This is a genomic window from Pseudenhygromyxa sp. WMMC2535 (genome assembly GCF_011083025.2).
Window position 1 is genome coordinate 2,490,988 of sequence record NZ_JABJWV010000001.1, and the last position, 12,395, is coordinate 2,503,382.

General features: G+C 71.0%; 7 protein-coding genes. 3 read left to right on the top strand and 4 right to left on the bottom strand.

Annotated elements, in window-relative coordinates; genetic code table 11:
* Positions 1-16 precede the first annotated feature (16 nt).
* Both G6O69_RS09485 and G6O69_RS09490 read left to right on the top strand, forming a co-directional pair.
* Positions 17-1,345, top strand: coding sequence for an HlyD family efflux transporter periplasmic adaptor subunit (locus G6O69_RS09485; protein ID WP_172303197.1), 1,329 nt, complete (start codon positions 17-19; stop codon positions 1,343-1,345).
* An 11-nt stretch (positions 1,346-1,356) separates the two neighbouring features.
* Positions 1,357-2,976, top strand: a complete 1,620-nt coding sequence (locus G6O69_RS09490; RefSeq protein WP_172303198.1) for a TolC family protein — start codon at positions 1,357-1,359, stop codon at positions 2,974-2,976.
* Positions 2,977-3,115: 139 nt separating this feature from the next.
* On the opposite strand, the gene G6O69_RS09495 is transcribed toward G6O69_RS09490, so the two are convergent.
* The 3 genes from G6O69_RS09495 to G6O69_RS09505 form a co-directional block, all read right to left on the bottom strand.
* Positions 3,116-4,096 carry a hypothetical protein gene (locus tag G6O69_RS09495; RefSeq protein WP_172303199.1) on the bottom strand — a complete coding sequence of 327 codons (981 nt, stop codon included), beginning with the start codon at positions 4,094-4,096 and terminating at the stop codon, positions 3,116-3,118.
* A gap of 100 nt (positions 4,097-4,196) precedes the next feature.
* Positions 4,197-7,685 (bottom strand): type VI secretion system tip protein TssI/VgrG, encoded by a 3,489-nt coding sequence (gene tssI, locus G6O69_RS09500; protein ID WP_172303200.1) that lies wholly within the window; start codon positions 7,683-7,685, stop codon positions 4,197-4,199.
* Positions 7,682-8,686 (bottom strand): hypothetical protein, encoded by a 1,005-nt coding sequence (locus tag G6O69_RS09505; protein WP_172303201.1) that lies wholly within the window; start codon positions 8,684-8,686, stop codon positions 7,682-7,684. Before G6O69_RS09505 ends, tssI begins: the two co-directional genes overlap by 4 nt.
* Before the next feature lie 188 nt (positions 8,687-8,874).
* Here G6O69_RS09505 and G6O69_RS09510 point away from each other — a divergent pair, with 188 nt between their 5' ends.
* Positions 8,875-9,873, top strand: coding sequence for a hypothetical protein (locus G6O69_RS09510; protein ID WP_176396738.1), 999 nt, complete (start codon positions 8,875-8,877; stop codon positions 9,871-9,873).
* A gap of 60 nt (positions 9,874-9,933) precedes the next feature.
* On the opposite strand, the gene G6O69_RS09515 is transcribed toward G6O69_RS09510, so the two are convergent.
* The gene (locus tag G6O69_RS09515; protein WP_172303203.1) at positions 9,934-12,393 is read right to left on the bottom strand and encodes a hypothetical protein; all 2,460 of its coding nucleotides are present in this window, start codon (positions 12,391-12,393) and stop codon (positions 9,934-9,936) included.
* Positions 12,394-12,395 lie beyond the last annotated feature (2 nt).

Genomic DNA, 12,395 nt, shown 5'->3' on the forward strand with positions numbered 1-12,395 from the left:
CCTCTTCCTCCCGGCCATGTCCTCCCTCGACAACCTTCACACCTCGGCGCTGCACCGCGCTCGCCCCAGCATGCTGGAGAGCCGCACGCCCCGAGCGGCGCGGGTGCTCGCCAGGCTCATCGGCGCGGCCTCGCTGCTGCTGATCATGGCCATGTTCGCGCCCTGGCAGCAGAGCCTGCCGGGGACCGGGCGGGTCATCGCCTACGCGCCGCTCGAGCGTCAGCAGGCCATCGAAGCCCCCATCGAGGGGCGGATCGTCCGCTGGCACGTGCAGGAGGGCTCGCGGGTCCGCGCGGGCACGCCGATCGCCGAGATCTCCGACAACGACCCCGACATCCTCGATCGCATCGAGCGTCAGCGGCGGGCGGCGCAGATGGCCAAGAGCGCGGCGCAGGGATCGGTCGACGTCGCCGAGGCCCGGATCACCGCCCTCGAGCTGGCCGGCGACGCCAAGCGCTCGTCCGCGGGCTTGCGCGTCGACATGTCCCGCGATCGCCTGCGCGCGGCCGAGCGGGCCGTCGACGCCGCCGAAGCCGCCGAGCGGGCGGCCCGCCTCAACCTCGATCGTCGCAGGGCGCTCTACGAGGAGGGCCTCTCGTCCAAGCGCGACCTCGAGCTCGCCGAGATGGAATTCGAGACCAAGCACGCCGGCCTCGATCGCGCCGAGGCCAACCTCGAGGCGTCCAAGCGCGAGGTCGAGGCCCTGGGCGCCGATCGCAGCTTCGCCGGCGCCGACGCCAGCGCCAGCGTGGAGTCGGCCAAGTCCTCGCTGCGCAAGGCCGAGTCCGAGCTCGCCAAGGCCGAGTCCGAGCTGCAGAAGGTCGAGGTTCGCCTCGCCCGGCAGCGGCGCATGACCATCGTCGCGCCCCGCGACGGCACCGTGCTCCAGCAGATCGTCAAGCAGGACGGGCAGATGGTCAAAGCCGGCGACCCCGTGGCCAGCTTCGTCCCGGACATGAGCTCGAGCGCCGTCGAGCTGTGGGTGCAGGGCAGGGACGGCCCGCTCGTCACCTCCGGGCGCAAGGTCCGGCTGCAATTCCAGGGCTGGCCGGCGGTGCAGTTCGTGGGTTGGCCGTCGGCGGCCGTGGGCACCTTCGGCGGCGAGGTCGTATTCGTCGACGCGACCGCCGACGCCAGCGGCCGCTTTCGCGTGGTCGTGCGCCCAGATCCCAACGACGAGCCGTGGCCCGAGAGCCGCTGGCTGCGCCAGGGCGTGCGCGTCAACGGCTGGGTGCTGCTCGACCAGGTCAGCCTCGGCTTCGAGCTGTGGCGTCAGTTCAACGGCTTCCCGCCCGTGGTCGACCCCGGCGGCGAGCCTGTCAGCGCCGGCAAGGTTGGCAAGTGAAGGCGCAACGAGTGAAGGCGCAACGAGGCGCTCGCGCCCTCGCGCTCGGCACCGGGCTGCTGCTCGCGCTCGTCGGAGCGACGGCCTCGGCGACGCCGCCGACGGGCGTGCCTCCCGAAAAGAACGCGCGAGATCAGGGCCCGCCGGCGCCGAGCTTCGACCCGGAGGTCAGCCGCGACCGCAAAGGCGTGGACAACTTTCGCCGCAGCGACCCCCGCGAGGCCGCGCTGAGTCCCGTGGCCGAGAGCTCGGGGCTCAGCGCCGAGACGGCGGCCCAAGAGCGCGGTGAAGTGCTCACCCTCGCCGAGGTCATCGCCGCCCTCGACCTCCACGACCCGCGGCTCGAGGCCGCGGATCGCAAGCGCGAGGCCGCCGAGGGCAAGCTGCTCTCGGCCCGCGGGGGCTTCGACAGCAAGCTGAAGATGCGCGGCTTGGTCCAGCCCCTGGGCTACTACACCCACGGCGTCGCCGACCTGCGCATCGAGCAGCCCACGCCGCTGTGGGGGCTGGGCGTATGGGCCGGCTGGCGCGTGGGCCTGGGCGACTTCGCCGTATACGACGGCAAGCTGCTGACGGCGGCCGGCGGCGAGCTGCGAGCCGGGGTCAGCGTGCCGCTGCTGCGCGACGGGCCGATCGATCGCACGCGCGCCGACATCCGTCAGGCTCGCATCGAGGTCGCGCGGACCGGATCCCTGCGCGACGCCAAGCGCCTCGAGCTCGAGGCCAAGGCCGCCGAGGCCTACTGGTCGTGGGTGGTCGCGGGCCTGGTCCTGGACATCGAGCGCCAGCTGCTCGCCATCGCCCTCGAGCGCGACGCCGGGCTGCGCCGGCAGATCGACCTCGGCAACCGCGAGGGGATCATCGGCGTCGACAACCGTCGCCTGGTCCTGGATCGTGAGGGCCGGATCGTCGGCGCGGAGCGACAATTTCAGGCGGCCGCGCTGGCCCTCTCGCTCTACCTGCGCGACGAACGTGGGGCGCCCTTGCTCGCCGGCGCCGATCGTCTCCCGCAGCGCTTCCCCGCCCCCGAGGCGCCCGCGCTCATCGACCTCGAGGCCGAGCTCGCGGCGGCCCTCGAGCGCCGCCCGGACCTCGCGGCCACCCTCGACACCCGGGAGCAGGCCGAGATCGAGCTGCGCTGGGCCAAGAACCAACGCAACCCACGGATCGACCTCTCGAGCTGGGTGGCCAAGGACCTCGGCCCCGGGCCGGAGGACAAGCTGCCGGTCGAGGTCGCGGCGGTGGTCGAGCTCGAGCTGCCGATCCCGCTACGCAAGGCTCGCGGCCAGTATCAGCGCGCGCGCGCGGAGTTAGCCCAGGTCGACGCCGAGCTGCGCTTCGCTCGCGACCGCGTCGCCGTCGACGTCCTCGACGCTCACTCGGCGCTGGCCGCCGCCTACCAGCGCGCGCGCCTGGCCGACGAGCAGCTCGAGCTCGCCCACGACCTCGCCGACGCCGAGCTGCGCCGCTTCGAGCTGGGCGACGGAGACCTGCTGCTCGTCAACCTCCGCGAGCTCGCCGTCGCCCAGGCCGCCAGCGACGAGGTCGAGGCCCTGGGCCGCTACTTCACCGCCCGCGCCGCGCTCGAGGTCGCCACCGGCCTGGGGGTGCAGCCGGTGAGCATCGAATGAGGCGCCTCTCGGCGAGCGCGGAGCCTGACGGCCGAGCTGTCTCGCCCGCGGCCTCGACGAGGGCGGAGCTCGGGAAGCGAGCCCGCAGGTCGACGCCGATGGGCTCAGCCGCGCTCGGCCGCGCTCGGCCGGGCCTCGGTCAGGTGACCGTGAACGGGGTCCCCTTGGAGAACGCGGCCCCGCGCACGATGTAGAGGCTGTGCGCCGTGTGTGGCTCGCCGATCACGTCGCCCAGAGGCATGACCGGGAGCTGCGCGGGGTTCGGGCCGACGTAGTCCTTCCACTCCCCGCGCAGGTAGTAGTCGCCGGGCTGGGCCTGCCACGTGGTGGGGATCTTCAGGCTCCCGCCAGCGGGGATCGTGACCTGCTCGGGGGCGCCCTCGGCCAGCGCAGGCAGCGGGATCGCGGCCCACGTCGGCGGGCGTGGGTCCTGACTCGCGGCGGTGAAGAGCAGCTCGATCCGAGCCTCGCCGGCGGCGTTTGGGACGCGCGGATCCACGATCGTCACGGGGCCGCGGCCGGTATTTGTCAGGCTGACCTGGACGAGCGAGGCGCCAGCCTTCGCGGGGTCGTCGGTCCCGGAGGCGCTGACGACGAGGGTGTTGGCCGGCGCGGCGAGCATGCCCGACTGCTTGGCGTTGAGCGCCTCCATCACCGGCCAGATCGCGGCGATGAACTCGCGGTTCCTCGCGTTGAACTGGCGGCGGATCAGCAAGCTGCCGTGGCTGTAGTCGAGCTCGAGGGTGCTCGCGGTCACGTCGCCACCGGTCGGCGCCGGGAGCTCGGCCCACTTGATCGACTCGACGCGCTGGCGGAGGTCACCGAGCTCGGCGGCGCTCAGCTTGACGTAGAACAGGCCCACGGGGCGCCCCTCGAGGTCGCCGTTGTGACGGCTGAGGACCATCATCGCCAGACCCAGATCCCCGCGCACGCGCAGCCAGGTCATGTACTCGTGGATCTCGACGGGGTCGTCGTCCGGCTCGAGCCCGGGGAGGGTGGCCATGAGGTCCCCCCCGCGCACGCGAAAGTCGAGGCGAAAGTCATTGTCGGCGTCGGTGCTCGGGCCAGGGGATTGGCCCGAGGCCGGCGAGGTCTGGGGATCGGCGGTCGGTGAGGTCATCGGGGACTCCTCGGAGCGGCATGCGAACAGCGGCGCGAACCCGAGCCCGAACCCGAGCCCGAACCTGGAGAGCTGGCGCAGGGCCGCGCGGCGCGAGAGCCTATACGAGGGGGACGGCGTCATAGTTGTAGGTGCGGCTGAGCTGGTTGCTGACCATCGCCTCGAGGTGCAGGCAGATGGTGTTGTAGTGGCGGCGCTTCACGGTGATCATGTTTGCCCCCATGATCGAGTTGGCGTCGATGCCCGCGGTCGCGCCGTCGGTGTTGACGCTGGCGTCCACGCCCACGCCGCCCGCGTACTCGTCGGGGTTGCCGAGGTGGTGGCCAAATTCGTGCGGCGGCATCCCGGCGCGGTGGTCGCCGAGCGACCAGACCTTGGCGTTGGACCGGGCGTTGTTGGCGGCCAGCACGATCCCGTCGCCGAGCGTCGCCGTCTGCGTGAACGTGACCACGGCCTTGGTCTTGTAGCGACAACACTTGGCCTCAGTGCTGCGACACTCGCGGCGCTTGATGTCGAACTTGTTGGTCCACATGTTGTTGATGTTGGTCGTCCAGGTCGGCAGCGTGGTCGAGGCCAAGTTGGTCTCCGTCGTGCCCCAGGCGGGGATCGGCTCGGGCCACTGCAAACTACCAAACTGCGTGTGCCGGGTCCCGCCCTCGTTCCACACGGCGATCGGGTAGAGCAGGATGTGCGAGGGATCGGACCAGGTCGCCGGGACCGCGGTCCAGGCCGTGCCGTTCCAGTAGACCAGGCCCGCGGCCGTGCGCTTGGCGTAGCGCCAGTCCGAGCCCGTGAAGCTGCCGGGGCTGTTGCCGAAGTTGAGCCCGACGTCGCCGCCGGTCCCCGCGGGGACCGTGGCCCCGAGCTGGATCACGTAGTTGATCCAGCCTGGCACATAGGTGATCGAGCCGATCATCCTGACCTCGTACTCGACGACCTCCATGTCGAAGTGCGACCTCCCGATCGAGCAGTGCTCGCGCGCGAGGTTGGGGATGAAGCGCAGGCGGATCGCCTCGGGCGTGGTCTGGCCGAGGCAGGTCGCGTCGAGGGTCCGCTCGGTCTCGTAGTTGGCCCCGGACTTGCGCGGCAGCAGGTTGACGACGTCGAAATTGTGGGTGTAGGCGTTCGAGTTGACCGTCAGCGTGACCGAGCGCTGGACCGCGCCGTCGCTGGCGTTGCGGACATCGGCGGACTCGGTGTCGCCATCGGTGTAGCCCGAGGTCGTGCCGGTCAAGGTCGCGGGCTCGCTGCACCAGGTCTCGTCTTCGACCCACTCGATGGTCAGGAATTGTCGCAGCGTCCCGTCGGGGCGGACGGTGGGGTTGCCGGGCATCGGCGGAGGCGGCGGCTCCATCGGCGGGGCGTGGTGAGGCTCGACGCTCCGCCCGCTGCGCTCGCGCCCGCCTCCCCCTCCCCCGCTGCCCGGCGCGTCGCTGGCCGCGAGCGCGTCGAGGGGATCGAGCATCTCGATCGCCTCCGCGGTCTCGCCGTCGCTCGCCGAGCCCACGCCGCCGCCGCTGTTGATCCGCACGCTCACGCCCTGGATGGCGATCTCCCCCGGGGTGATCGAGATGAAGCTGCCGCCGACCTTGAGCTCGATCGCGTTGTTGCTCTCGATCGCTACCTTGCCGCCGCCGAGCAGGTTGACCGAGGAGCTCCCGGCGAGCATGACGTCGCCGGCCTTGTGGCTGACGACCCCGCTCGACTCGACCACGACCTTGGCCGCGCTGAGCTGGGCGGTCTCGCCGACGTGGATCATGTGGTTGGCCTGGAACTCCTCGAGGTGATCCTCGACCACCGTCTCGTACTGCTTCTTCTCGATCTTGGTGTAGCGGATCTCCTGGACGTGATGGTTGACGTCCTTGTGGACGAAGGTGTTGTGGTCGCCGCCCGAGTCGCCGTCGCTCTCCCAGCCGACCCGCTCCTCGCGGTTGCCGTAGCTGGTCTCGTAGAGCGAGCCACGCACGCGCAGATCCATGCGCCTTTGCGCGCGCATGAAGATCTGCTCCGAGCCGTGGGCGTCCTCGAAGCGCAGCTCGTTGAAGCCGTCGCCGCCGGGGCTCGACTGGGTCTTGAACGTGGTCTTGGTCGACTCGGCGGGCAGCTCGTAGGGCGGGGTGTTCGTGCCGTTGTAGACGCAGCCCACGACCATGGGGCAGTCGGGGTTGCCGTCGACGAAGGCGACCACGACCTCCATGCCGACGCGCGGGATGATCACCGCGCCGAAGCCGTTGCCGGCCCACGACTGGACCACGGGGATCCAGCACGAGGCGTGCTCGTCGGCGCTGCTGTAGCGGTCGCGGTGGAACTCGACCTTGATCCGCCCCTGGGGGTCCGTGTGGATCTCGTCGAGGGCGGGCCCGACGACGACGCCGGTCTGCACGCCCTGGACCCGCGGCCGCGGCGTGTTGCGCTGGGGCACGAAGGTCTGCTCGCGCGCGACGCAGTCGAAGCTGTTGGAGTAGCCGCCCTCGCCCTCGCCCCCGCCCTCGCCCCCGCCCTCGTGACGCACGGCGGTGATCAGGAACTCGTGAAAGGCGAGCGCCTCGCGGTGATGCTCGGCGAGCGTGAAGATCTTGCCCGCGCCAAAGCCGATCGCGTTGGATCGCCCCCCGCCGCGCTCGGCTTCGAGGGCATGGGCCGCGTGGATGTGCGCGGCCTGGGCCCCGGCCTGGTCGAGGTCGCCGCCGGTGAAGCTCACTGCGGCGGGGTCATCGACGGGGTCGTCGGTGATCTGGCGCAGGACCGCGTCGTGGTAGGCCTCGCGCGTGCTCGGGTTGTGCGTGTCTTCGCGCTCGGCGCTGCCCTCGTCGACCTCGCCCGGCAGCTTGCGGTTGTAGCCGCGCGTGACCACGCGGTTGGGCGTCTTGGCGCTGCGCCAGTCGAAGCTGTGCAGCGACTCGCGGTCGAGCTGCTCGCCGCGGTTGAGGACGATCGGCATCGGCTCGGGCAGCAGCAGGTCGACCTCCTGGTAGTCCTCGTTGTTGTCGACCAGGACCATGCGCTCGACCTGATCGTCGTCGTTGGCCTCGAACACGTAGCCGACGCCCTCCTCCTCGAGGATCCGGCTGCAAAAGGCGAAGGTCGACTCGCGGAACTGCACGCAGTAGTCGCGGCGGTTGTACTCGCGCTTGATGCAGGACTCGACGTCGACCTCGCGACCGTAGACCGCGAGCGCCGAGCCGAGCAGCTCGCTCACGATCTGGATCACGGTCTTGCCGGCGAAAAAGCGCGTGTCGATCTGCTGATCCAGCAGCTTGAAGGCCGGGACCATGCGCGCCTGGGCCCGGACCCCCGCGATCTCGACGCGCGACTCCGAGGACATCTGGATCTCGAGCTGATCGAGCACGCCATAGCGGACGCGGACCAGGCCGTTGCGATCGCAAAGCAGCTCACAGTTGGCGCCGATGACCTCCTCGCAAGTGTCGTAGGGCGCCTCGCTGGCGAGCTCGAGCTCGTAGACATAGGGCGCGCCGATGCCCTCGCGCCCGCGCCAGCTCAGCACCTGCCAGTTGACCTCGGGGTTGTTCGGCATCCACAGCTCGGACAACACCGGCTGCAAGCGACCATGGGGAGAAGGCGTGGTCATGACGGCGCTCCTGTCGAATCGACCCAGCGGCGAGCGGCCTCGCGCAGGGGCTCGCGCAGCCCTCGGATCGCCTCGACGTCGTCGACGCGGTGCTTCTTCTCGCGGCCCGGCGCGGAGAAGATCCCGATGTATTTGCGCACGCGGTTGAAGTGCAGACGGCACAGGGTCTGGCGCTCGTCACCGTCGACGATGATCCCAAAGAAGCGCTCGCGGTCGCGGTAGCCGAGGCGCTCGAGCGGGAACACATCGGCGAGGAGCTCGCGGACGAGGGCGTAGCCGGCGAGCTCCTCCTCGGTCGTGACGATGACCTCGCCCCTGCCAGGCTCCGAGCCCGGCCCCGAGCCTGGCTCCTCGGCGCTCTCCGGGTCCGCGCTCTCCGGCGAGTGGCCGGCGCGCGCGAGCGCGAGGGTGAGGGCGCGGGTGAAGCGAGCTCGCTCGCCGGCCTCGAGGGTCGCGCCCGGATGAAGCTCGCCATGCACGAGCTCGACGAAGGCGGCCGGCGGCTCCCCGAGCACGCGCGCGAGCGCGGCGTCGAGGGCGATGGCTTCGGGATCGAAGCCATCCCGGGACAGCTGCGCCAACGCGGCGCGCCCGGGCCCACCGATGGCGAGGTCGAGGGACAGGAGGTCGAGCTCGACGCCGGGCGTGTCGGCGCCGACGAAGACGACCTGGATCACGAGTCCATCGGTGGCGATCCCCAGCCGAGCCCCCGCGCTCGCCAACGCGGCGCTCAGCGCTTCGCTGGGCGCCGCGGCGAGTTCGGGCAGGACCTCGACGAGCATGCGCAGCTCGCCCTGCGCCGAGATCGTCAGATCCACGCCTGCGATCGTCGAGGTGTGGACCGAGGTCGAGTCGTAGCCGAGCGCCGCGAAGAGCGGGCGCACCAGCGCGTGCACCAGCGCGTCCTTCGAGCGGCTGGCTCGCGGTCCGAGGGCCCGGAGCACGACGGGCGCGCTCGCAACGAGGGCCGTGAGCTCATCGTCCGGGTTCATGGCGGTCATCCACGCCGCGATGATAGATGAAAAACCGAGCACCCTGCGACGCCCTCGGCGCTCGGACCGGGGGCCCAGTCGCCTGGCGAGGTCGAAAACCATGGACAGGGTTTTCGGCATCGTGGCCGTCGAGAGCGACCTGCAAGGGGGCTCGCGGCCCGTCACGCCAGTCGACTCCAGTACGCTACGCTCCGATCATGCGAGCGCGTCTCAGGGCCCTGTTGGTCTCGCTCCTCGGGTGGACGGCTGCATGCCAACGCGAGCTCCCGCCCGACGAGCCCCTCCCCTCCGAGCCTGCCAAGAGAGGCGAGGCCATACACGAGGTGGCCGCCGCTCCCGCCCCCTCGCCGCTCCCCGTGGCGCCGGCCGAGCTCGAGCCTCCTCCACCTGCGACAGCTCCGACGGCGCCGGAGCTGCTGCTCCTCGACACGGTCGCCTGTCGAGGAACCAGCGCGCAGTCCCTCGCCGACTGCACCCAGCGCTGGCGCGGCCTGCTGAGAACACCCACCGCACCCGCCTGGATCGAGTGTTCGCTGACGGAAGAGACCATCCGTCGATGGTCCCCCATCGCAGGTGAGCTGTGGCGCGGACGCATCGACGCGCCCCGTGCAGACGAAGACTACTGCGTGGTCGACCGAGTCGACGAGCGCCTCCCTCATGAAGCGCATCGGATCGAGCCGCTCACCAACTCGCGGATCGCCGGCATCACGACGGCCGCCGAGGTCGACGCGCTCGGCACCCACCACGATCTCGAAAACGGGCCGCTTCGCGCCGTGATCGGCCAGTCCACTCGCCGCGTACGCTTCGTCTCCGTCTACCTCGACGATCTCGGCCCGCTGTTGGCGATCCCCAGCCAGACGCTCATGACGAGGGACGAAGTTCGAGCGCGTCTCGACGCGCGCGTCACCATGGACTGGTCGGGGGCCAGAGTTGGCGGCGCTCGCCACTTTGCCCCGCAGGTCACTGTTCCTGATCAACGCAGTGCTTGGGCTCAGACGCCCATCGCCAGCCTCTGCGTCGGCGAGCTCTCGACCATGAGCAGCTGCCCCTTCGCGCTCCCCGTGCAAGCGGCCCAGGGCCGACGCTACCTCGTCATGGCGACGACGCCCCTGCGTAGCCCAGACATCATCGCGCTGACTCGGCGGCTCCTGCTCCAGAGGATCGCCGAGGATGGGCTCTCCCCCTCCTCCCCATGACCGAGGCGACCGAGGCGACCGGGGGCGACCCGAGGATCCTTCCTCAGGGGTTCGTCTCACTCACCAGTTGATTTTTCGAGCACCACGGGCTTGGCCCGTGATCCAGTGACCGCCGATGCCCCAGCCCAAAAAGCGACGCTCGCCGAGCGGTCCGCGACCCTCGGCGTCGAAGCGTCCGCCCTCGAGCACCATCCGCAGCCCGCTCACGGCCTGCGCCAGGGCGACGAGCTCGACGCCAGGCGCAGCCGCGAGCCCACGCTCGAGCTCGTTCAGGGCGGCGCCCTGCTCCGACTCGCTGCACAGCGAGAGCCAGAAGATCGCCTGGCGCCAGGCATAGCCGGCGTTTTTGATCACGTGTTGCCGGCTCCACTCGTTGGGAGCCCGCTGCCTTCGGCGACCGAGGATCCACGCAAAGCAGCGCGCGGCCAGCTCGGCCGCGAACTTGGCGAGCTTGGCCTCGAGGCCGAGGCCCCAGGTCAGCGTCGCCAAATTATGCGTCGTGAGGATCTGGCACTGCTCGAGCTGCGACCCGCGGGTTTCGAGCCATCCGCAGTTTTCGAGGTTCATTTGCGGGTCGATCCTCGCCTCCGACGAGCGCTGCTTGCACAGCGCCGCGAAGCGCGTGCCGGCCTGCTCGGCGTGCGCTTTGCCGACACCCCTGGGCGCATGCAGGGCCTCGTCCCGAGGCGAGGGCAGGTCGTAGTAGCGCGCGTAGAGTTTGCCCTCGAGCCGCTCGCAGGCCTCCCGCGCGGCCTCCGGCCACTTGGCGGTGAAGGTCCCCATGAAGATGTCGACGGCGAGCTCCTGGACGAGGGGGAGCTCGAGTCCAGCGCGCTTGGCCACAGCCTCCAACTCACGCGTCAACACATTGGGGACGATCGTCTGCGGGAAGCCACAAAGGGCCGACATCACGAGCTGCTCGAGGGTCTGGCGAGCCTCACGCTGCCCGTCGAGCCCCGGTCGACGAAGGGGCTCGAGCGCGGCGATCCAGGGCAACTCTTCGAGGCGGACCTGGTGGCTCAGGTCGAGGAGCAAGAGTGAGCGCCGACGACGAAAGGCCGCGTAGGTCTGGGCAAAGAGCCCGCGCAGCCCCGGATCGTCGAGGCCGGCGGCGCAGATCTGCGCCGTGATCTGCGGGAGCAGCTCCGCGAGCACCTCGCTGGAGGAGATCACCCCCCGCTCGATGAGCGCGGGGATCGGCGCCTCCAGAGCGTTCGCCAGCTTGGAGCTCAGGTGCGAGGGTACGCGGGTCCCCGCGGGTATCGAGGCCTGCGCGGCCTCACTCGAGGAGATTGGATCATCGAAGCCCTCGAGCGTGGGCAGGCCGCCCTCGCCCGGGTAGCGAGCGACGCGATCGGCGATGACCACGGCGATCTGCGCGAAGCCTGGGCGCGCCGCGATTTCGGCCTGAGCCCGACGCAGCGCCTCGCGTGGGCCCGAGCCGGGGGCGCCGTGCTTGCTGAGGGTGTTGGCGAGCGCCAGACGTACGCCCCCGAGCAGGCGAGCGCCGAGCGCCCCGAGGCCCCCTTGGCCGCGACCGCGAACCGACTCCGCCGCCTCCAAGGCCTCGCGCAGGCGCGAGAAGTTGCTCTTGCGCCGACGATGCTTGCCACAAAGCGCGTGGGCCTGCGCCGCCGCGCGATAGTCCGAGAGCCAGGCCGCGCGCCGCGTCCACCAGGCCGCCGAGTCCCGCGAGCCCGGCCAGCCCCCCGCGAGCAGCGGCTGCCCGTGCTCGCCTCGCAGCAGCTGGCCATCGTCCCCACGTCGCAAGCGTGGCCTGCCCGCGGGGTCCTCGGGATCCAGGGTCTCGAGCCACAGCTCGACGAGGCGATCATAGAGCGGGTTCCAGATCCCCAGCGCCTCGGTCATGGCCGCGACCTGGGGCTTGGGTCGGGTCGCCCGCAGCATGCTGGCGACCTCCGCCACGCTGCGGCGACGCACGCATCCTCCCTCGAGCACGGGGGTCGCCCGCAAGCGCGGGTAGAAGCGCAGCCGGTGCATCAGCGGGCCCAAGGTCGCTATCAGCTCGAGCGCCTCGGGCTCCCGACCGCGCGCGAGCAAGGCCGCGACCACGGGCAGCGCCGCCTCTTCGGGGATGGCGATCTCCAGGCGCCCCTCGTCCACGGCCGCGGCGAGCTGCGCTTGTCCGGCGTCGCCGAGGTACCAGGCGTTGAGGCGGGCCCGCGGGGTGTCTTTGCCCGGGGCCGACAGCGTATCGAGCAGCGCGAGCTCGTGCGCTCGCAGCTCGCCCTCGGCGAGGTAGCGACCCGTCGCAAACCCGCCGTGGACGACCTCGAGGGTGACCCACGCCGGGGTGTCCGCCACGGGCGTGCGCGAGCCGATCTGCAAGCGGCCTCCCGCCATGCCCTCGACGACCCTCGCCCAGGCCTCGTGCCGCGCTCGAGCGCGCGCTCTAACATCCGCGTCTGCGTGCGAGGTGGCCGTCTTCAGCGCGCGCTCGAGCCTGGAAAAGGCGTAGCCGATGGACGCGCTCGGCTTGGGATCTTCCGTGTCACTCATGA